A 22,612-nucleotide genomic window follows, 5' to 3' on the forward strand; every position below is an offset into this window, starting at 1 on the left:
GCACGATTTAGAACATCGCATTTCAAGGTAACCTGTTCAGAAACGGAAGTTTCCGAACAGGTTTAGCAGATTTTTTTCATAACAGACTGGAGGTGTTATATGAAAAAAGCAATTATAAGGCTTTCTGCCTGTGTATCATTGATGCTTCTTCTTGCTCTTACGAGCTGCGGCGGAGGTTCCGAGAGAAAGGACGATAAAGCCGGCGATATGAAGGGTGAAACGGTTACCGTTAAAATATGGGAATCCGAAGGCCCCGAAAAAGATTTTATGTTGTTCGCTGCGGAAGAATACAAAAAAACGCATCCGAACGTATCCTTTGTGTATGAACCGGTTCAGTCGACCGATGCGCGCACAAAGATTGAAATGGACGGCCCCGCAGGTGTAGGCGCAGATATCTTTGTTGCACCGCACGACCACATCGGCGCCCTTGTTGCAGGCGGTCATATTCTCCCCTTTGATGATGCGTCCGTCCTCGACAACTTTATCCCCGCTGCATTGACATCCGCCGCGTATGAGGGAAAAAACTACGGGTATCCGCTCGCAATCGAAACCTACGCATTGTTCTATAATAAAGACTTGTTGCCGGAAGCGCCTAAAACATGGGACGATGTGGAAACGTTTGCAAAGACGTGGAACGATAAAGCTCAAAATAAATATGCATTGGTCTGGGGTGTCGGAAACGCATACTTTAACTATATTTTTATGAGCGGCTTCGGCGCACCGCTTTTCGGACCGAACGGCGATGATCCCAAACAGCACAACGTCAATAGCCCCAATGCTATTACCGGCTTAACCTATTTCCAGAGTCTTCGCAAGAAAATGCTCGATGTTCCATCAGGCGACATTACCGATGATTTCTGCAATTCCTCGTTTACGGAAGGTAAAGCCGCGATGATTATTACCGGCCCGTGGAAGATCTCCGATTTTTCAAAAACAGGCCTTAACTACGGTATTGCACCCATTCCGGTATTCCCCGGCATGACCAATCCCCCGGCATCATTCTCCGGTCTCCGCTTGGCCTTTGTCAGCGCCTACAGCGATCATCCGGCGGAAGCGCAGGACTTTGCAAAATTCCTTACTTCAAAGCCGATATTGGAAAAACGGTATGAAATGACCAAGCAAATTCCGCCCCGCTCCGATATCACCATCAGCGATCCGTTAAGCCAAGGTATTTTAGCACAGGCGCAATACGCAACACCGATGCCCACCATTCCCGAAATGGGCAAATACTGGTCTGCAATGAATGCAACTTTTACGAATATCTGGGACGGCGGCAATGTTACGGAAAAACTGAATGCTGCTGCGGCTACAATGGAGTCGATACAATAGGGTATTGGGGCTGTCCAAAAACTGAAAGCCTATCGACTTTTTCTGTAAGGAAATTATTCGTTATATCCGCTAAAGCGAATTGCGAAACAGTTTTTGGACAGTTTCCTTAGATATAGGTGCTTGGTATGCAGTTTTCGGCAATAGAACATCGCAGTACGGATAATTTTTGTTATCCCCTCAATGAAAATGAGCTCATGATCGGCATTAAAACCGGCAGCGACATACGGCGTGTATTTATTGTATACGGAGATCCGTTCGACGGTTCGGTAACACCGGACGGATGGGCATGGGAAGGCAAACGGCAGGAAATCACCCGCAAAAAAGATCTTCCCTACCATACATGGTGGCAGGTAACGGTTACGCTTCCGTACGGACGGTGTAAATACTGCTTTGAACTGCACGGTCAAGATGAAGGCGATGTCCGCTACTGTCTGGAAAACGGGTTTTACACGGCAGATGAGCTTGTTACGCTGCGCCGGGTAACCGGTAATTTTCCCGGTTTTGAGTTTCCGTGGTTGGACGGCGCCGAATGCGTCCGTGTACCGGATTGGGTACCCCGCACGGTGTGGTATCAAATTTTTCCCGATCGGTTTTGCAGGGATACCGCCTCGCAGAAACCGAATGCTTTGCCGTGGCCTGCTGCCGAGGATGCCGTTACCAACAATGAACACTATGGCGGTACGCTTCGAGGTATTACCGAAAAGCTCGGCTATCTTGCCGATTTGAACATTACCGGTTTATATCTTAATCCGGTTAATGCCTCGCCGAGTGTGCATAAGTATGACACATCCGATTATCTGAATATCGATCCTGCATTCGGTACTGCGGAAGACTTATGCATGTTGGTGAAAGAAGCCCATGCACGCGGTATAAAAGTGATGCTGGACGGCGTCTTTAACCACTGCGGCTGGGACTTTGCACTGTGGCAGGATGTTGTCCGCAACGGAAAAGCCTCGCCGTATTTCGATTGGTTTATCGTACAAGAATGGCCGTTTGAAACCGTTGCAGAACCGGAATGTGAAGCCGCCGCGAGCCGACCGTCCGGTACAAACGGAAAAAGCGGACGATACAGCGTTTTTGCGTATGTCGATACGATGCCAAAGCTGAATACCAATAATCCTGCCGTCGTCGATTATCTGCTGAACGTATGCGAAACATGGGTGCGCAGTTATGATATTGACGGGCTCCGGCTCGATGTTGCGAATGAGCTTTCGCACACATTTTGCAGGCAGCTTTATCGGCGGATGCGCAGTCTTAAAAAAGGCTTTTACCTGCTCGGTGAAATATGGCGCAGTGCCTTGCCGTGGCTGCGCGGCGGCGAGTTGGATTCGGTAATGAATTATCCGCTCGCGCTGTGCTTTTGGAAATTCTTTTACGATAAAACGCTGCCTGCCCTGACTTTGGAGCAGGACATAAACGCTGTTTTTACGGCCTATCCCGAACCTGTTACCGTAGGCCTGTTTAATCTGCTGGACTCCCATGATACGCCGCGCCTTTTTACCCGCAACGGCGGCGATGTGTCCGCCGTATGGCAGCAATACGCCCTGCTGTTGAGCCTGCCCGGTTCGCCGTGTATCTATTACGGCAGCGAGGTTTTGCTTGCAGGCGGAAATGATCCCGATTGCCGCCGCTGTATGCCGTGGCAGGCTATCGAAGCAGGTGAATACGCCGAACCGATGAGCATGATGCGGCAGTTGATTGCTTTGCGCCATACGCATCCGGCAATGACCGCTTCCGGTTACTCATATCTGCATGACGTACCGCTTGCCGAAAGCGAACCGAATAGGATTATTCATTTGCAAAAGTATGCCGAAACGGTAGAACCTGCAGAAACTACGGAGACCGTTGAAACCGCGGAAGTGCCGATTACGCGGAGCATAGACCTCATTCTTAATTGCGGTACGGCTCCGGTATCAATTGCGCAGATAATAGACGAAAAAACACAAGTTTTCGTATCCCTGCGCTGCAGAGATAAAACGGTACTGCCCGGCGGCTTTATCTTTTTTGAACACCTCATCAACCGATGAACTTCCGTGTACATCGGTTGATGGCGAATTTTGGCAATGCCAAAATATCGCTTCTGTTATAACCACCGCCATCCGTGGCGGTAAAGTTTGCGGTGCAAACTCGATTATTTACGGGTGCGCCGTCCTGAACTTCGGAGCAAAGCTCCTCGTTGCAGGACATGCGCACGGCTAAAAACTTTTTCGGATGTTTAAACATCCTGCAAAAGTTTTTATAGGAGGAGTTTTAATGGCTACAACGACCTTACAAGGCGCCGCCGTTATCGACAAATCAATTATCAAAAAGACGTCAACCGCATCGACGTGCTTTATGGGGCTCGGTCAGATCCTCTATTTAAAGCAATACGTGCGCGGCGCCTTTTTCGCTTTGATGGAATTGGCGGTCTTATTTTTGATCTTTTTTGATCAGACGGTTATGCAGTTCAATGGAAAAGGCCCCATCGTGCGGAGTCTGATCGGCCTTATCACACTCGGAGATGAAAAACCGAATGTCCCCATCAAGATGAAGGATCATTCCATCTTCATGATGATCGGCGGTCTTATCACCGTATTGCTGCTCGTCGTGTTTATCGGCGTGTATGTTGCGAACGTGATCACTGCGAAAAAAACGGCAGCATATATCGTGGAAAAGCAGCGCTATCCGTCCGCTGAGGAAGCCCGTAAGAAGTTTGTCGAATCGGCGTTTCCGTATCTCGGACTAAGCCCTGCGATCCTGTTGATGCTGTTTTTCACTGTTTTGCCGCTCATCTTTTCGGCGCTGGTTGCCTTTACGAATTACTCATCGCCCAAGCACATTCCGCCGAACAACCTTGTCGACTGGGTCGGTTTTGAAAACTTTATCACGATGTTTAATTCAAAGATGGCAAACAGCTGGTTCTCTGCCTTCGGGCGCGTCGCTCTGTGGACGGTTATCTGGGCGTTCTTTGCAACCACAACCTGTTATTTTACCGGTATGATATTCGCAGTTATCCTTGTCGACAAGCGCATCAAGCTGCCGAAATTCTTCCGAACCGTGTTTATCCTGCCGTACGCCATTCCAGTTATGCTGAGTTTGTTCATTTGGGCGAACCTTTTAAACGGAACATTCGGCCCCATCAACCGCTCGCTGATGCAGTTCGGTCTTTTGAGTGAACCGATTAAGTGGCTTTCCGACCCGTTTATAGCAAAGATTACGATGCTGTTGGTCAATATTTGGATCGGTTTTCCATATAGTATGATATTGATTACCAGCAATATGACGGCCATCCCTGCGGATATTTATGAGGCGGCAACCATCGACGGTGCGAATAAATTGCAGCAATTCTTCCGCATCACACTTCCGTTGGTGCTGTTCCAAACGATGCCTATTCTCATTATGCAGTTTGCCGCCAATATCAACAACTTCGGTGCGGTATTCTTCCTTACTGCCGGCGGTCCGAATCTTGACGACAGTATTCAGACAAAGGCGGGTGCAACCGACCTGTTGATTTCGTGGATTTATAAACTTACGTATGATACGCCGACTTTGTACAACCTTGCCTCGGTACTTTCGATCCTCGTGTTTGTCGTGCTGGTGCCGTTCGCAGTCTATAATTTTACGCATACCAAGGCGTTTAAAGAAGGAGAACTGTAATGAAAAAGCATTCTCTGAGTACCATACTGGTGCTGATTATCCTGTATACCGTCCTTATTTCGACGGTGCTCTTTGTCCTCTATCCCGTTGCCTTTACGGTCGGCGCAGCGTTCACCAAAACCAATTCGTTGGCGGCAACAAGCATTTCTCCTATTCCCAAGGAACCGTCGGTGTATCAGTTCAAACGGCTTTTAACACCCGCGGACAAAATCGTCGAAGGCACAACCGATGTGCGCGGTACCAACTACGTTAAATGGTACGGCAACACCCTCAAGATTGCGGTGTTCAATGTTCTTTTGACCTTGGCTGTCTGCGTAACCGCCGCCTATATCTTTTCCCGTTTTAGGTTCCCGCTGCGAAAGCCGCTGCTCGCTTCTATGATTGTGCTGCAGATGTTTCCAAGCTTTATCGGAATGGTTGCAACGTATGTGCTGCTATGGAAGATAAACGGCTTAAATACCCATTGGGGGCTCCTTTTGGTTTATGCGGCGGGCAGTGTGCCTTTTAACGTATGGCTGATGAAAGGCTATTTTGATACGGTGCCGAAAAGCGTTGAAGAAGCCGCCCATGTCGACGGCGCCGGTTCATTTACCACGTACGCGAAAATCGTACTGCCGATGGTAAAACCGATGATTATGTTCCTTGCGCTTACCAGCTTTACCGCGCCGTGGATGGACTTTATCTTCCCGCGCCTTATTTTGCGCAGCGACGATAAAAAGACCTTGGCGCTCGGTCTTTTCGAGTTGATTAACGGCCGCGCAAACGATAACTTTACGATGTTTGCCGCCGGAGCGCTGCTCGTTGCAGTGCCGTTTACGCTGCTGTTTATGGCAGGGCAGAAATTCTTGCTCAAGTCCCTTGCCGCCGGAGCGGTAAAGGAATAGAAAAGGGCAGGTCAAAGAATTGGCAATGGGTAATTGGTGATGAGTAATTATATTTCCAATTACCCCCGCCTCATCTAAAACGGTAGAAGAAAAGTTCAATGTAATTTTCACTCTTGCCGAGCAAGTAAAAGAAATGAGCGACCGCCTGACTGAGGCAATGCGGGAACAGGAGAATGGAAGTAGGGAAGTGTTGACTGCCATTAAGAGCATCAACACGGTGACGATAGAAGTACAGGCCGGCTCCGAAGAAATGTTAAAAGGCGGAGAAAGTGTTACGGGCGAAATGCATAAACTCGATGATCTTACTCGTATCATAACCGACAGCATGAATGAAATGGCTTCCGGTGCGGTGCAGATACAAGGCGCGAGCAAAAATAAAGCGGAGACACGCCCAAAACTGAACATCCTTGTTCAGTTTTGGGCTGCTAGTTCGCATTACGAACTAGCTTCCTCGTGGAACCAGCGGCATCCATGCCGCTTCTGATACGTTGAGCATTTATTTTTGCGCAGCAACGCAGTAGATGCGCCGTATATTTGCAAAAGACTAGTCGACACGAAAAAGTTGAGCCCTCTGATACACAGGGAAAAAGCGTTTTTGGCTGCCGTTTTCGAACTGTACGGTAATCACCAATTCGCCGCCGCTTTGCCGGGACTGTACCACATACCCGTAGCCGTAGTCGTCGTGAAAGAGGCGCTGTCCGCATTTCCACAACGCGGCTTCTTCATCGGCGGGAGAGGCAAAGCTTGCGATGGACTGTCCTATTACGTCGACAAGACTGCTGTCAATTTCCGCTAAAAAGCGGCTTGGTTCCATATACGACAGCTTCCCGTACATCCGCCGTGCCGCGCAGCTGGTCATATATAGGGCATCCTGCGCACGGGTACAGGCAACATACATCAGCCGCCGTTCCTCTTCCATATCTTCGGCGCTTTCGTCATTGCGCGGAAAAATACCGTTTTCAAGACCGGTGATAATCACATTGCGGAACTCAAGGCCTTTTGTGTTGTGCATAGTGATAAGTTGTACGGCATCGGCTCCGGCATCGGTTTCCGCAAGGCTGCGATCCAACTCGATATGCTCCAAAAAGGAAGTCAGCCCGGCAGCCGAGCAGGGGTACAGCGAGGCGGTATTGGCAAGTTCTTGCAAGTTCGCTGTTTTCTGAGTGCCCATCACTTCGTCCTGATTCCGGTGAAAAACGCCTAAACCTGTTTGCTCGATAACCGCCAGTACAAAGGCAGCAAGCCGCTCGCCTTGCTGTCCGTGTTTTTGCGTAACTGCCTGTTCAGAGGCGCCGGTGTCTATGGTACTGCCGGTTGAGGCGTCAGACCGCAGGTCGTCGGCTTGTGCATCGATGTCCACTGCCGTATCAAACGCCGCAGCGCCGGCGGTATTTGTGGAATCGTATTCGGCAAGGAGGCTGCGGAGCGAATGCAATGTGTTTAAAAACTCCTGCAGCGCGGTACCTGCTTTCTTGGGTATCGGGAGCTTTGCTCCTGCGCCGAGTAGTACAGTAATATAGTCGGCTCCTTGTTGCGGTATAGCTTCTGCTTGTTGTCGCAAGGGTAGGGCAGTGGGTTCTTGCAGTTGAGTGAACTCTTGCTGAGCGCTTCCGCTGTCTTGTTCCGGTGAATTGCCGAATGCTGATGAACCTACCTCTGCCGCTTCTTCCGCGTTTGCGAGCACACCTGTATTCGCGGATAAGCTTGCAAATGCTGCGCGGGCATACGCGACCAGTTTGTTCTGCGTTGTTTCGCCGATTCCCCGTGCGGGTTTATTCACCATACGGCGGAAGGCAATTTCGTCGCGCCCGTTTGCGATGAGCGCCAAAAGAGCCAGCGCATCCTTAATTTCCTCGCGTTCGTAGAACTTGAGTGTACCGACTACTTTGTGCGGAATTTTTTCGTGCAGAAAAGTTGTTTCAAAGTTGAGCGACTGTGCATTAGTGCGGTACAAAACTGCCCAATCCGAATAGGAGCCGCCCGCCCGCACCGCTTTTTTAATGAGCTGCACACACAGCTCTGCCTCCGCGTCTTGAGACGGTAGGTAATAAAGGCAGGGCTTTTGTCCGCCGGTTCCGCGCGCTGCAATCAGCGTTTTACCGAGCCGTCCCTCATTGCGGGACACAACCGAGTCGGCAACACGTAAAATCGGTTCATACGAGCGGTAGTTCCGCACCAGCCGGATAATCTTTGTGTGCGGAAATTGACGGTCAAAGGTCAGGATGTTCTGCACCTCCGCGCCGCGGAACCGGTAAATGGACTGATCGTCATCACCGACAACACAGACATACGTATCTTCGCCGGTTAATTCCCGCAGCAGTTGAAACTGAGCACTGTTTGAATCCTGATACTCATCCACGAGGATCACTTTAAAGCGTCGATGAAGCTGCTGTGCAATAGCGGTATGTTCTTGCAGCAGCTGAACCGGCAGCATAATCAAATCGCCGAAGTCGGCATTCCCTGTTTCACGGAGCCGCTGTTGATACGCACGGTAGATTACAGCGAACTCAGGCGCGGGGTCGATCATCGTAAGCTGCGGGTTATCAGGCAACAGGCAATAATCTTTCGCGCGGGAGATTTTCCGTATAAAGCGCTGCGCCTCCTGCTTATTTAGCTGAGGCAGCACTTTCATCAACAGCGTTACCGAATCATCATCATCGTAAATCGTAAAATTGGGAGAAAGCCCCGCCCATTCAGCATACCGGCGCAGCATCCACGCACCGAAAGAGTGAAAGGTGCGGATACTCGACCTGGCTGCGCGTTCATCCAGTGCCTGTGCCCGTTCCGCCATTTCCCGAGCAGCCTTGTTGGTAAAGGTAACTGCCAAAATCGATTCAGGACGCACATCTTGTTCTGCAATGAGCCACGCAATTTTTGTTGTAATAACCCGCGTCTTCCCCGAACCCGCACCAGCCAAAATCAAAAGCGGCGAGCCGGTATGACACACGGCTTCAAGTTGTTCAGGATTTAAAACCGATAAATATCCGCACGTTTCTTCCATCGTTCTCATGTTACTTTTGGCTAAGATTTCCCGTCAGCAATTCTTTAAGTTGATCTAAAATCTGCCCGCCGCCGGTAATGGAAATTTGGCTGATCTTTTCGCTCATCTTATCGACATACTCAAGTTCCTTGAGTTTTAGCAACAAGGGATTTTCCTCCATCAATTTAGCGGTATTGAGGAGGCTCCGCGTAGAAGCGGTTTCTTCGCGGCGGGTGATGATATTCGCCTGCGCTTTCTTTTCGGCAATCAACACTTGATTGACAATATCCCGAATCTCTCCCGGTAAAATAGTATCTTTCAGTCCGCATGAAAGCACTTCGATACCGAATTGCGCTTGATACGGTTTTAGAGTCTCCATGACAAAGGCATTGATTTCCTGTTTTTTCTGCAGCAGCTCATCAAAAAGGAGCGTACCGACATACTCGCGCAAGGCGAGCTGGAAGCACACGTACAGCTGATTTTCATAATCGGCATTTGAAACCAGCGCAGTAACCGGATCGTTTATTTTATACCGGCACATAAAATTCAGCCGGAGCAGGACTTTATCCTTTGTCAATATTTCCTGACCCGAAATTTCAAGTTGCCGCGCACGCATATCGGCTTTTATCACATTGATGGACTGAACACTTTTCCAGAAAAAATAATTCCCCGGTTCAAGTATTTTGATGAATTGTTTATCAAAGTAGAGAAGTCCCTTCTCGTATGGTTCAACTCCATAGCTGATAACGTAGGGTTTCAACACATCAGCAGTGAGGATATTCCGGTCAATATCCGCGCTGATTTCAGGATTGTTCAAATCAATCTGCTGAAATGTTTTAACGCGGCTATTATTCCAAAAAATATGCTGTCCCGGTATCAACACATCTTTTAAAAGTCCATCCTCAAAATAGAGCGTAATATGACCGGCACTCACCGTAACGGTTTCCGTTTGATTGCGGAATGCCTCGTCGGCAAGCAGTTCAGCCGGATCGCCTGCGGTATGCAGTTCTTCAAAAACCGAATGATATTCAAGCATATAGCTTTTCCAATTCAAAAAAAATCCAGGCTTTAGGATTTTGATAAACTTTCCGTGCTTAAATAGCAATACCTTTTGATCAAACCTAATATACATACTTCCTACGGGTAATTGCATCAGGCTGTTTTTATGACCCCGCAGAATTATTGGGGTTGTTCAACCAGAATTGAACCACTTCGCGGTTCAAATGGTCTCACAACCTCAATAATTCTGCGATTTTTACCTATGCGTCTGATACAATTACCCTCCCTCCTAAAATAAATGGCGCGAAATTTTCTTGAAAATTTCGCGTAATATAATTAAAGAATACGGAAGACCTGTCCTGCCGTCGAAGAACGGATCGCGGCTTTAGGAATGCTGCAATGCTTCTATGCTCGGTACGGTTAGGCGCTCTTTCTAAAAAGAGAACCGTAGCGTACTGAGTTTCGGCAGCTGCGCTCTACATTCCGGTATCTGCTGCAATGCTAAGTTATCCGCCGGTTGCCGTCTGCAAGCTCCTTACCTGACCCCGTACAAGTCCTCGGGACGGCACGGCATCAGATAGAAACGGTATGCAAAAGCGCCGAGACATCAGCGCCTTTGCCGCAGACAGCGAGGGTAAGTATTCCGTATGTGTTGTGGTGCTTCTTTTCAGAAGCTGGTGTTACCATACGCTGCGTGAAGTGCAGTTGGGAATCGAACCCAATTAGTCCAGTCCGGGCGAGAGAGCTTTCGCCAACTCGGTACCGGATTATCTCATATTTTTTCACGGCAGAACGCAGGAGACTACTGTGCCGGCGCTGCTGTGCTTTGAATGAAACACCGCGTGAAAAAAACAGACTTCTTATTGTATGAGTTTATCGAGGGCTTGGCTAGGGGAAAATGAAAGCTCAGGGCAAATACTTAAACTATATTGAGTGTACTTGCTTCTTTTTGCGAGCATTTCTAGAAATTATACCTGAGTTTTTTGCAGATGCCTATGATTGTATAACAGGCACTATGAGAAGTTTTCAGACGGCAGGGTGAAGGATATCGAGGATGACATTCCGTTTGCCGTGCCGGAGGGCTGGGCGTGGTGCAGGTTGGGGGAAGTGTGTGAATTTAAAGGAGGAAAGAGAATACCGGCAGGACTATCAACAATAAAAGAAAAAACTTCGCATATTTATATACGTGTTACAGATATGAAAAATAATTCCATTTCAGACGAGGATTTAGTTTATATAACTGATGAGATTTATGAAAAAATTCAGCGATATACAATTAGTAAAAACGATTTATATTTGACAATAGCAGGTTCAATAGGGCGCGTTGGGATTGTTCCTGATAAGTTTGATGGAATGAATCTAACAGAGAATGCTTTAAAATTAACGGATATTTCAGTTGATAAAAAATATCTCATGTTAATTTTAAATAGTCCGTTTGTTCAAGATTATTTTGAAAGTACTTATCATCAAGTTGCAATGCCCAAATTATCTTTAGTCAATGCTTCAAAAACAGCTATCCCTCTCCCTCCTATCGCCGAGCAAAAACGCATCGTTACAGCAATCGAAGCAATCTTTGCACAGATAGATCTACTGGAACAAAACAAAGCCGACTTACAGACAGCTGTCAAACAGGCAAAGTCAAAAATCCTCGACTTAGCTATCCACGGGAAGCTTGTTCCGCAAGACCCTGTTGATGAACCTGCAAGCGTGATGCTGGAAAGACTGCGTACCGAAAAAGAGGCGAGAATCGCAGCCGGAGAGATAAAACGCGGCAAGAATGATTCGTATATCTATAGGAATCCTACTGATAATTGTTATTATCAAAAATATACCGATGGCTGCGAGGAAAATATTTCTGACGAAATCCCGTTTGATGTACCGGATGGATGGGCTTGGTGCAGGTTGGGAGAAACAGCAGATATTGCACGAGGAGGATCACCGCGACCTATTGAAGATTTTATTACTGATAAAGAAAATGGTATAAATTGGATAAAGATAGGTGATACCGCTTTAGAAAGTAAATATATAATTTCTGCAAAAGAAAAAATTAAACTAGAAGGTAAAAAATATTCGCGTTTTGTTCATGCAGGGGATTTTTTGCTAACAAATTCTATGAGCTTTGGCCGTCCATATATTTTAAAAATAGATGGCTGTATACATGACGGCTGGCTTGTTTTTGCTGATATTAGAAAGTATCTTTTAAAAGATTTTCTATATTATACGCTGAACTCGCAGTATATTTACAACTCATTTTCTTTGGTTGCTGCAGGTTCAACTGTCAAAAATTTAAAGGCTGATACGGTAAAGCAAGTTTTATTCCCCCTCCCTCCACTCGCCGAACAAAAACGAATCGTTGCCAAAATTGAAGAACTCTTTGCTAAGCTTGATTTTATTACGACTACACTAGCAGAATAGTTTTACTTCTATCGAACGTAAATAATTGCAGCTCAAGTTTTGTATTGGATGTAATATCTGTGACCTATTACATGAGGTATCTCCTTGTCTATAGGTTTTCCATATTGTAAAGTAGTCTTTTTTGAGATTCCTTTTTATGGATTCAGTATAAAAATCTATTTGACATATACACATAATACGGTTATAGTACCAGTGTAATCAAGAACCCCGGCGCAAGCGTCGAGGTATTAAAACATCCGCACGAATAAAGAGTTTTGTGGGTAAAGAAACAGAGCGTGTTTATAAACAGAAGTTTTCAAAATGGCTTCCGAATATAATTCATAAAGTAGCATCAAGAAAAATGTAGATATTGTAGACACCACTAGAAAAATAGTATGGTTGATTATATTGAAACTCCGACAATGGGAGACATCTTAAATGAAGGATTTCTTATGACTGATATTTTAAATTTTTCTGATTTTCAATTTGAATCGGAACAGAATAATGAGCAAAAGGCTCAAGATATTGTTTATGATGCATGGGATAGTGAGTCATCCGTACAACGAAAACGATTAGCGCAAAAAGCTCTTGAACTTGATCCGAACTGTGCAGATGCATACTGCATTCTGGCAGGAGAGTATAGATCATATAAAAAGAAAAATGAGTATTACAAAAAAGGAATAGAAGTATTTAGAAAAAAATATGGGGAGAAGTATTTTTCAGAAAATAGCGGATATTTCTGGGGAATACTTGAAACAAGGTCGTTTATGCGGCTTTCGGCAGGATATGGACAATTATTATGGGATAATGAGAAAAAGGATGAAGCAATACAAATATATGAAGAGTTATTACAATTGAATCCGAATGATAATCAGGGATTACGCTATACTTTGATAAACTGGTTGATAGACCAAAATCAGTTGGACAAAGGAACGGAATTACTAAAACAATATCAGGAAGAGACTGCATTCATGTTGTTTAGCGACCTATTACTTTCTATAAAAAAACAAGAAAGTGACACAAAAATCTTAAAAAAATACATAAAAGCCAAAAAGGGAAATCCGTATATAGTGAAGTATTTACTGCATGAAAGTGAATTGCCTGAATATTTACCGGACTATTATGAATTTGGTGATGAAGATGAGGCCGTAACATATTGTTTTGGTTCGATGGATGTATGGATAAAAGATCAAGATACTATTAGAAAATTGAAAGAGATTAGAGATAAATAACGCTTGCTTCAAACAGACAACCGGAAAGACTTTGATATGTGTCGGTTTTAATTAAGGGCTGTACATTGAGAATAATAGACAAGAATCAACAGGTTTAACCGATTGTGAAAAGATAGTAAATCACAGTTTTTATAAAAAAACATCTTTTATAAATATGCAAAAAAAAGTCCTCTATGTTTAGTAAAACCTGTCCAAAAACTGAAAACCTATCGGCTTTTTCTGTCAGGAAATGATTTATCATATCAGCCAAAGCGGATTGAGTAACAGTTGTTGGACAGTTCCGATTTTTACCACGTTACAATGCTGTCAACCAGTTCCCGCTGTTCGCTTGCTGTGCGGCGTAAATAAATGCGTGTTGTTTCGATGCTTTCATGCCCCATCAAATCGGCAAGAAGGGAAATATCATTGAACTTTTCAAGAAAATTCTTGGCATAACGATGCCGGAATGAATGCGGATAGACAACTTTTTCATTTATTCCGTATTTTCTAGCATAACTCTTGAGCTGCTGTGCAATACCGCGAGTGGTAATATGCTTTGCAAAGCGATTTAAAAACAGATAGCCGGATTGGCGTCCAACGGATTCCAGCCATTGTAAGGCTTCTTCCTTCAAAATTTTTGGAATATAAAGGCGCCTCAGCTTTCCTCCCTTTGAGTATAGATCAAAATATCCTAATTTTACATGCTCAACTTTTATCTGGATAAGTTCGCTGACACGAGCTCCTGTAGCTGCGAGGAACCATACAACAAAATACCATTCTTGATTTCCGTCTTTTTTAAGACTCGATTTTAAAAACTGGTAGTCCGCATTGCTGATAACATTTTCAAGAAAGTTTTTCTGCTGGACTTTTACAAACTTTAATTGCAGCTGCTCTTTGTGAATAAACTGTAAATACTTGTTAATTCCCTGAATCCTTAAATTCACCGTCTTCGGTTTAAAGAACTCAATCAGATAGCCTTTGTATGCAAGCAGATTTTCTGTGCTGACAGAATCATAATGTTCTGTGTAGTATTTAACTGTCCATACATAGGATGTAAGAGTATTCTGAGAAAGATTGCTTTTCTTCAGATACGTTTCAAAAGTTTCGCCGTTTTCCATCACGACCTCCCAATAAACAAGATTTGCGATTTCTCGCTTATATGGAAAGTATACTTGCAGTGTGAGTTCTTGTTATTATGAGAAGTTTGACGGAAAAAGTGATGTTTGTATTGATAATGAGATCCCATTTGAACTTCCAGTAAACTGGCAATGGTGCAGATTGGATGAAATTGGTGATACTAATATAGGTTTAACTTATCATCCGAAAGATTTGATTGATACAGGTATTCCTGTTCTACGATCACACAATATACAAGATGAAAAATTATGTTTATCAGATTTGGCAAGAGTACAAACAAAAATATTTGAAAATCAATATGTTTCAAACGGCAGTATTTTAATTTGTACTCGCAACGGTAGTAAAAATTTAGTTGGAAAATGCACAATAATTGAAAATTTACCTGAAAAAATGGTTTTCGGTGCATTTATGGCTGTTTTTAGAAGTAAATTTAATCCCTATATCCTTAGATATTTGCAGAGTTTTTATTTCAAAGATTATTTAAGAGAATCAAATTCAACGCAGATATATCAATTAACACAAAATATGCTAAGAAATGCACTCATTCCTATTCCTCCTATCGCTGAACAAAAAAGGATTGTCGTTAAGATTGAAGAGCTATTTGAACTATTAGACAATATTCAAAGAGATCTCATCTAATTTTTTCATTAATGTATTGATAGTTCTACATATTTTGACCTGTTCATTTAACGGTGGAATTGGAATAAGAGTTTCTGCAATAAATTCTTTTCCAATTCTCTGTTGTCCTACAGCGCCAGTAAAATTATTGATTCCTTCCTTTATGAAAGCATCCGTTTTTATAAACCAAAATACATATTCATTGAAAATATATTTATTGTTTGTTCGTAATATATGTAATTCTGTTGTTCCAGCCCCATATTTGTTCTTTAAGTTCTTAAAAATCACAGATTTTCTATTTTCAAAACAAGGTGTAATTTTTGCAATTCCAATATCATTATCCGAAAAGTGACTAAATCCTGATTTTACCGTTTCCCATCTTTGCAATTCATAGGTAAAATTGTTATTAAATTGGGAATCAATTAAAGTCATTGGTACAAAAGAAATTTCTAAAGTATTATCTAATTTATTCTTAGGATTTATTTCACATATTGAAGAAATTTTTTGCCAGCACCAACTTTCCGGTAAATTAAACGGTATTTCGATCTGTTCCTCAGTCCCATCATCAAACTTCTCATAATAACAATTATCAGTAGGATTCCTATAGATATACGAATCATTCTTACTCCGTTTCATCTTTCCGGCTGCGATTTTAGCTTCTTTTTCGGCACGCAGTCTTTCCAGCATTACGCTTGCAGATTCGTCGGCAGGGTCTTGCGGAACAAGCTTCCCATGAATTGCAAGGTCAAGAATTTTTGACTTTGCCTGTTTGACAGCTGTTTGCAGGTCTATCTTGTTTTGTTCCAACAGATCGATTTGTGCAAAGCTTGCTTCGATTATATTAACTATTCGCTGTTGCTCCGATAAAGACGGGATAGGGAGAAGCATCTTTTGAAGATGATCTGCTTTTATATTATTAATGTTTGTACCTTTTATGTTATTTTGAATATAATTCACATAATATTCTGATTGAAAAATAAAGCTAATATATTTACTTATTGGGAAAAATAATATACGTATAATTCGTAAAAAAGCCCCTATTTGAGTAGTATCATAGTCTTTATCGATGAATGCCGGTTTTCCTATTACATTTGTACTCCCTGTAGAAGCTACAATGATAATGTCGCCAACTGTGATATTTTTTCTACTATCAATATATTTATCATGAATAAATACATCATCACTTCTTAAGATCAGATCATTATTTTGTATATTACCGCCACGTAATATACGTAGAGCTCCGTTTGATATAATATCATTTTTCTGATATGAAGTACCGCTTATGATTTCACACACTTCCCCCAATCTACACCACGCCCAGCCCTCCGGCACGGCAAACGGGATTTCGTCTTCAATATCCTTCACCCTGCCGTCTGCGAACTTCTCATAGTGCCTGTTATGTTCCAATCCCTCAGGATTGTTATCGGTTTTGTTTTCACCGGATGTGCCGGTATATTTAAAGATATACGAATCATTCTTGTTGCGTTTTATCTCTCCGGCGGCAATCTTTGCTTCTTTTTCCGCGCGGAGTTTTTCCAGCATCACGGATGCAGGTTCGTCTGCGGAGTCTTGCTTCACCAGCTTTCCGTGGATAGCGAGGTCTAATATTTTTTGACGTAATGCGTTTGTGTTCACTTTATGATCTCCCAATAACAGCCTTTATCAGTTTCCGCTCATTTCGAGAGAGGTTTTATATTCTTCTATTTGTTCGCTCAAATTCCGTATATGGTGTGAAAACATAAACTGTAAGAAATCTGCCGCATCATCTTTTTCTTGCGAAGAAGCAAGACTTTGAATATATTCCGCCCTGTTTTCTTTTTTTATGAGTGACGGAATGATTCCTGCCTCATATTGGATAAAATTCATTAAAAGCCGACTCATCCGGCCATTCCCATCCGCCCAAGGATGCATATAAACAAGTTTATAATGTGAGAGAAAACTAACAGCGTATTGTTCTTCTATTCGTTTTTGCACAATATTTTTTCTTTCCGAATTGAGCCAACCACAAAATTCTTCCAGTTTTTGCGGCAACTTCTGCCATGCCATATAACTTCTCCCGCCCCGTCCCGCACTGACATTTAAAAGCCGCAGTTCTCCTTTTGCAGAAGAAAATGTTCCGCCGATGGTATTGTACACAGTGCCGGTGTTCTTCATTACGAGAGACGAAAGTTCACAGAGGATTTCCGGTGTCATTTGGGTATGCTGTTTTGCAAATTCAAAACTTCTTTCATACGCGGATTTTAAGTCAAGGTTCATAAGCTGTTCATGAATCGGTTTATTTGCACTTATCCCTTCATCAAAGAGAAGCTGATTTTCAATTTCTGTGACGGTAGAACCTTCTATTGCCGTTGAATGCGTGATAATCGAATATAAATAGAACTTATCGTAATCAAGTTGCTGAGCGATGTGCAGTTTGTTGTACTCGTTTATAACTTCTAAAAGTTTATCAAAGTTTTGTTCTTCCTTCCGATTTGTCATTCTTCAATACCTTCAATCAGTTTGGAAAGTTCGGTAACAGCTGTAGCAATATTTGCACTTTTCTCTTGGATGGTTTGCATCAGTTCGGCAAGTGAACAGTCCACTGTATCGGAACCGTCTTTGATCCATTTTAAATCGAGGCTAGTCTTTTCATCTTTCAAGATTTCTTCAATCGGAAACTTACGCCATCTGCCATTCGGATTTTCGGGCGACCACGTTTCTTTACGATCTTCAAAATGTCCTGCACAGTAGAGTGCTTCAAATTCGGCAAAGTCTTCTTTTTTTAACGGATTTGTTTTTCCGAATGAACGCATATTACTGCGCAAATCATACACCCATACGGCTTTTGTGTTATCTTCATCACATTTGCCACGCGTAAAAAAAAGTATATTCGTCTTTACGCCCTGCGCATAAAAGATGCCCGTCGGCAAGCGTAAAATCGTATGAAGATTACATTTATTCATTAAATCCCGGCGAATTTTCTGACCGGTATTGTCTTCAAAAAGTACATTGTCCGGCAAGACAACCGCAGCACGGGCGGTACCGGTTGTCTTGAGCGAGCGGTAAATATGCTGCAAAAAATTCAGCTGCTTGTTGCTGGTGGTATAGGTAAAATCATCGCGGGTTGCACGCTCGCCGCCTTTCTTTGTTCCAAACGGTGGGTTCGTTAGTACTACGTCGTAGCCGGTCATTGCCTTACCGCTTTCGCTCAATGTGTCGCCGTATACAATTTTTCCTTCAATATTGTGGAGCATGGCGTTCATCAACGCTAAACGGTGTGTTTCGTGTACCAGCTCACCGCCGGTAAACGCTTCTTTTACTTGGAATGCGGCATCCTTTTCGTTCAAGTCGCAGTAGTCGTCGGTAAGGCTTTTTACATATCGATCAGCGCTAATCATAAACCCGAATGTTCCGCACGCAGGGTCGTTGCAGCGTTCTCCTACTTGCGGCGCGGTAAGGCGTGTCATCATATCAATTAAAACACGCGGAGTAAAATATTGTCCCGCTCCGCTTTTCTTTTCGTTCGCATTTTTTTCGAGCAGCCCTTCATAAAGATTGCCGAGACCTTCCTCCTTTGCGGAATACCAGTCCAGTTCATCGATAGACTTAATAATTTTTTCAAGATTTTTCGGCTCGTCGATATTGGAACTAGCCCCCTGATAAATCTCGCGCACACGTCCCTTTGTGTTTTCACCGAGATATGTCAGCAGTTCCTTGTAGAACTTCTTTAATGCAATGCCGCTGTAAGAAACAAGTGTATCCCAGCGGTAGTTTTCCGGCAAAGTGTTTTCCGTTTTTGTCTCCTTTGCCATTTTTAAAAAAAGGATATAGGTAAGTTCCGTAACATACTGATGATAGGTGATTCCATCATCCCGCAAAATATTGCATAAATTCCACAGTTTTGAAACGATTTCTTGATTTGTCATGTTGTATGCTCCGTATTATGCGACTTTGTCTTCGTAGAGATAGGTATTCAATTCACGCACGATTGCAGTGAGCGAGCCTGAAAAAATTTTGTTTATTTTTGAAAAGCCGCCTTGTGTACGCCATGCGGTAAATTCATCAAAGGTTTGAACATTTAAAACGGATTCGTTGATGAGATATTTTTCTATGCGGTCAATCCACTTCTTTTCGCTCGCGGTAAAATTATGAGCTTTGCAGAGTTTTTTAACGGCGTTGCGGATTCGCTCTTCGTGCGACACAAGAGGACTGCCGATAGCATAACTGCGAATAAGCGTGATAATATCCGCAGCGCATTCTTCCTTTGTCAGCTGCGTAATAGCGGTATTGAGCCGCGTTCGATTAAAACCATTTGCATCAAGCGTCATGCTCACACTGCGCAAGCCGGCAAGTGTAAGATCGGCAGGACGAGTACAGATTATGTCCAGCGCTTCAATTTTATCGCGGTTCGTTTTTATATACTGAGAAAAACTTTCCAGATAGTCTTTCGGTTCTTGTCCTTTCCCATACCCCCGTGTTACTTCGTGCACTTCATCCGGCTTGTCGCTTATCGGTAGATAGTAGCCGGTTGACCGCTGTTCCTTGAATGCATCGAATGCTCTTCGTTTTTCTAAAAACAAACCCCGGCACGCTTCTTCGCTATGCTTTCGCCGTTCTTTTACATCGGCAATAAAATGTTCCATACTGTCGTAATTCGATGTAACGGTAAAAAAGTTTAATTGCTTTTGATCCATGCGGAACTTTGCGCGTTGGAGCTTTGCGATAATCTGATCATTTATGTATGCAATATGTTCACTATCCGTTACCGCTTTGTATCCCTCTAAGAGTTCATCAAACGTAATACTTGGATTTGATACCGTCGGCTTCATTGAAGAAACTTCGTTCAGGTAACTGTATAAATCAACCGCATCATAAATCTCAAAATGGGTTTTATTTATTTGGGGGCACAGACGAGTTGCACGCCCCAGCATTTGTTCGTATAGAATACGGGATTTGATACGGCGCATAAAAACAATCTTAGTAATTTCCGGCACATCAATTCCGGTAGAAAGCAAATCAACGGTTACGGCAATGGTTGGATAGTGCTCATTCTTAAATCGCTTAATCGCATTTTGTACACGTCCTTTATCACCGATTGCATACGTGATTTTCTCTATTGCCGATGCAATGATGCCTTGCGGTGCATATATATCGCGCAGCTGTTTGACAATCTCATCCGCATGGCGGTCGCTTACGGCAAAGATGAGTGTCTTTTCTTCACCTTCGGGATATATACGCTGTGCAAGCTCGGTAAGAACCGCCTCATTGAATGAAGGGGTAATAACCTTTTTGTTGAAGTCTTCTACATCAAAATTCAGTTCATCTTCAAGCTCTTCCGGATTTAAAAGCTCCTTGGTTACAGGATTATAACGGGCTAATTTTTCTCCTTTTTGATGATGAATACCGTGTTGATTCAGTTCCGTTTTGATGCTGTAAGGCGCATCGTAATCTACCAGATACCCGTCTATCACTGCTTCGCGATATGAATAGGTAAATACCGCATTTCCAAAAATCTGAGTAGTGTGCAAAGCCGGAGTTGCAGTCAATCCTATTCTGACTGCATCAAAATATTCAATCACTTTTTTATATTTGCTGATAAAGTCATTTTGATCGCGGTACAACAGTTCTGCGTCGCTCAGCTCGCGGTCAAGCGTATATCCGCGGTGCGCTTCATCGATAATGATACAGTCAAAGTCTCCTGAGGAAGGGATGCGGTCTCTCTCTTCGCTCATGATGCGGGAAATCATTCCCTGCACGGTGGCAACTTGCACGCGGGTTTCTATCGCAAGGTCTATGTCATCGAGGGTATTGATAGTGTAAATTTTATTCAGCGGCTGCAAGTCTTCAAGTTTTACATCATTAAAAACATCTTGCGCTTGTTCACCTAAAGCCGTGCGGTCTACCAAAAAGAGAATGCGGCGGAAACGGCCGGTTTTTAAGAACCGGTAAACCATGCCCAAGACGGTACGGGTTTTGCCGGTGCCGGTCGCCATTGCGAGCAAAATCTGCCGCTGCCCGTTTACCACGGCATGTTCTACCGCTTCAACTGCCGAAAGCTGATAATGGCGGAGATTCAATCCGTCAGGGTCGCGCAAAAAATCGTACGGCAAATTTTCCAGTGCGCGATCGGCTTCATCAATATTCTGACGGAATTTTGCCAGTAAGTCTTCGGGACTATACCATCCGTGCAGTGCAATCGGCGTATTTGTTTTATTCCGTAAATCCTGAAACCAAATCCCGGACTCCGTTTCTATTTGCTTTAAATACGGGCGACCGTTTGTTGCAAAGATAAACGGTACTTTGTACCCGTACCACATACCTAAACAGCATTTTTCATCTTCGACCGTTATGTGTTGCGCATATTCACGGCATTGATTATCGATGATTGCATACACGTTTTTTGCGTACGGTTTTGCTTCTACAATACCGATGGGCTGTTCGCCGACAAAAAGTGCATAGTCTGCATGTGCGGTTGTTGTTTTTCCCGATGCGACCGGCCATTCCGCAATCGCCAGTTTTCTTCCTTTTTGCGGACGGACACCTTTTGCGTAACGGAGGTTTTCCGTATCCGCTTCCCAGCCGACTTTTCTCAGCTGTTCGTCAATAAGTGCGCGAGTTTCTGCTTCGGTCAGTTTTGTCTTTGCGAGTGCTTGAGCGGATGTGTTTTGACGTTCCTGTTTTGATCGAGTACTTTGTGGAGTAAGAGCCGATACGGCCGCACGGGCGTTCCGTTCTTTTTCTATTTCCGCTTCGAGCGCTTGCAGCTTTTTCTCCCGTTCAGCTATCAACGCTTCTTGTTCGGCAATGGTTGCCGCCGCATGTTCAAGTTCGATTTTTTGTTCTTCAATTTTCTTTTCCTGATTCCGAACAAGCGGCATTATATTGATTTTACGTTTCGGCGGTTCAGGATTTATAAACGGCTGTGCAGCAAATGAACTATCGCCATACGTCTGCATAAACCACACGGCAATATGATGGGCAAAACGGAGTACCAACAAGGCGTCTTGCTCGGTAGCATCATTTTCATGCGCGGCAGTATTCCGTTTGATACGGACTTGATTAATCCATTGATTTACATCATACGGAATAAGCCCCTCATTTTTGAGGATTCTTGTACGGTTAAAATGATTATTTTCTTTTACATCTATCGGCTCCGGAATATGTTCGATACGCATCATTTCGCGTATCATCAGTTCTACAAATAATCCGGATTTATTCTTACTTGATGCGGGGTCGGAATATGCGTAATGTTCTGCAAATTCCATCGTTTTCGCAAAATCCGGCCAATACGTCTGTAAAAAAGTAAAATTTCCCATACTCATATTCCGATAATCAAAACTATGAGAAGTATTATACCATAGGTTTACGGATTTTGGTAGCGAATGCCACATTTCATATTAGAGTATACGCATCGGATTTCCGGCGCAGCGCAGCCGTGCTTCAAA

The 22,612-nt window shown here is 43.8% G+C and carries 16 protein-coding genes and 1 pseudogene; 10 read left to right on the forward strand and 7 right to left on the reverse strand.

The window, feature by feature from the left end; translation table 11 throughout:
* Positions 1 to 99: 99 nt before the first annotated feature.
* From E4N66_RS04195 to E4N66_RS04220, 6 genes and pseudogenes are all read left to right on the forward strand, one after another.
* Complete coding sequence (locus E4N66_RS04195; RefSeq protein ID WP_253729070.1) at positions 100 to 1,329, forward strand: sugar ABC transporter substrate-binding protein; 1,230 nt, start codon at positions 100 to 102, stop codon at positions 1,327 to 1,329.
* Between the two features lie 125 nt (positions 1,330 to 1,454).
* Positions 1,455 to 3,356: a glycoside hydrolase family 13 protein gene (locus E4N66_RS04200; protein WP_253729071.1), complete on the forward strand. Its 1,902-nt coding sequence runs from the start codon at positions 1,455 to 1,457 to the stop codon at positions 3,354 to 3,356.
* Positions 3,334 to 3,528 carry a hypothetical protein gene (locus E4N66_RS04205; RefSeq protein ID WP_044015640.1) on the forward strand — a complete coding sequence of 65 codons (195 nt, stop codon included), beginning with the start codon at positions 3,334 to 3,336 and terminating at the stop codon, positions 3,526 to 3,528. The genes E4N66_RS04200 and E4N66_RS04205 overlap by 23 nt, the downstream gene beginning before the upstream one ends.
* 54 nt (positions 3,529 to 3,582) lie before the next feature.
* Positions 3,583 to 4,965: a carbohydrate ABC transporter permease gene (locus tag E4N66_RS04210; RefSeq protein WP_253729072.1), complete on the forward strand. Its 1,383-nt coding sequence runs from the start codon at positions 3,583 to 3,585 to the stop codon at positions 4,963 to 4,965.
* Positions 4,965 to 5,849: a sugar ABC transporter permease gene (locus tag E4N66_RS04215; protein ID WP_253729073.1), complete on the forward strand. Its 885-nt coding sequence runs from the start codon at positions 4,965 to 4,967 to the stop codon at positions 5,847 to 5,849. The genes E4N66_RS04210 and E4N66_RS04215 overlap by 1 nt, the downstream gene beginning before the upstream one ends.
* Before the next feature lie 70 nt (positions 5,850 to 5,919).
* Positions 5,920 to 6,333: pseudogene (locus tag E4N66_RS04220) on the forward strand (hypothetical protein); the annotation flags it as partial.
* A gap of 60 nt (positions 6,334 to 6,393) precedes the next feature.
* Here E4N66_RS04220 and E4N66_RS04225 read toward each other — a convergent pair.
* Together E4N66_RS04225 and E4N66_RS04230 are read right to left on the reverse strand one after the other, a co-directional pair.
* On the reverse strand, positions 6,394 to 8,850 hold the full coding sequence (locus tag E4N66_RS04225) for an ATP-dependent helicase (protein WP_253729074.1): 2,457 nt from the start codon (positions 8,848 to 8,850) through the stop codon (positions 6,394 to 6,396).
* Positions 8,851 to 8,860: 10 nt separating this feature from the next.
* A complete protein-coding gene (locus tag E4N66_RS04230) occupies positions 8,861 to 9,865 on the reverse strand; it encodes a slipin family protein (protein WP_253729075.1) in 1,005 nt (334 codons plus the stop codon).
* A 551-nt stretch (positions 9,866 to 10,416) separates the two neighbouring features.
* Here E4N66_RS04230 and E4N66_RS04235 point away from each other — a divergent pair.
* The 3 genes from E4N66_RS04235 (at position 10,417) to E4N66_RS04245 (ending at position 13,454) form a co-directional block, all read left to right on the forward strand.
* Positions 10,417 to 10,554: a hypothetical protein gene (locus E4N66_RS04235; RefSeq protein ID WP_253729076.1), complete on the forward strand. Its 138-nt coding sequence runs from the start codon at positions 10,417 to 10,419 to the stop codon at positions 10,552 to 10,554.
* 312 nt (positions 10,555 to 10,866) lie between these two features.
* Entirely contained in the window at positions 10,867 to 12,243 is a 1,377-nt protein-coding gene (locus E4N66_RS04240) for a restriction endonuclease subunit S (RefSeq protein ID WP_253729077.1), read from the forward strand.
* A gap of 374 nt (positions 12,244 to 12,617) precedes the next feature.
* The gene (locus E4N66_RS04245) at positions 12,618 to 13,454 is read left to right on the forward strand and encodes a tetratricopeptide repeat protein (protein WP_253729078.1); all 837 of its coding nucleotides are present in this window, start codon (positions 12,618 to 12,620) and stop codon (positions 13,452 to 13,454) included.
* A 287-nt stretch (positions 13,455 to 13,741) separates the two neighbouring features.
* On the opposite strand, the gene E4N66_RS04250 is transcribed toward E4N66_RS04245, so the two are convergent.
* A complete protein-coding gene (locus E4N66_RS04250) occupies positions 13,742 to 14,551 on the reverse strand; it encodes a tyrosine-type recombinase/integrase (protein WP_253729079.1) in 810 nt (269 codons plus the stop codon).
* 61 nt (positions 14,552 to 14,612) lie between these two features.
* Between E4N66_RS04250 and E4N66_RS04255 the strand changes: the two genes are divergently transcribed.
* Complete coding sequence (locus E4N66_RS04255) at positions 14,613 to 15,209, forward strand: restriction endonuclease subunit S (protein ID WP_253729080.1); 597 nt, start codon at positions 14,613 to 14,615, stop codon at positions 15,207 to 15,209.
* On the opposite strand, the gene E4N66_RS04260 is transcribed toward E4N66_RS04255, so the two are convergent.
* From E4N66_RS04260 to hsdR, 4 genes are read right to left on the reverse strand one after another with little or no spacing between them, the layout of a single operon-like run.
* Positions 15,180 to 16,823 (reverse strand): restriction endonuclease subunit S, encoded by a 1,644-nt coding sequence (locus tag E4N66_RS04260; protein ID WP_253729081.1) that lies wholly within the window; start codon positions 16,821 to 16,823, stop codon positions 15,180 to 15,182. The genes E4N66_RS04255 and E4N66_RS04260 overlap by 30 nt on opposite strands.
* 27 nt (positions 16,824 to 16,850) lie before the next feature.
* Positions 16,851 to 17,666 carry a Fic family protein gene (locus E4N66_RS04265; RefSeq protein WP_253729082.1) on the reverse strand — a complete coding sequence of 272 codons (816 nt, stop codon included), beginning with the start codon at positions 17,664 to 17,666 and terminating at the stop codon, positions 16,851 to 16,853.
* Positions 17,663 to 19,093 carry a class I SAM-dependent DNA methyltransferase gene (locus E4N66_RS04270; protein WP_253729083.1) on the reverse strand — a complete coding sequence of 477 codons (1,431 nt, stop codon included), beginning with the start codon at positions 19,091 to 19,093 and terminating at the stop codon, positions 17,663 to 17,665. Before E4N66_RS04270 ends, E4N66_RS04265 begins: the two co-directional genes overlap by 4 nt.
* A gap of 15 nt (positions 19,094 to 19,108) precedes the next feature.
* Complete coding sequence (hsdR, locus tag E4N66_RS04275; protein ID WP_253729084.1) at positions 19,109 to 22,483, reverse strand: type I restriction-modification system endonuclease; 3,375 nt, start codon at positions 22,481 to 22,483, stop codon at positions 19,109 to 19,111.
* Between the last annotated feature and the right edge of the window lie 129 nt (positions 22,484 to 22,612).

This window comes from Treponema sp. OMZ 857, assembly GCF_024181085.1.
Lineage (GTDB): Bacteria > Spirochaetota > Spirochaetia > Treponematales > Treponemataceae > Treponema.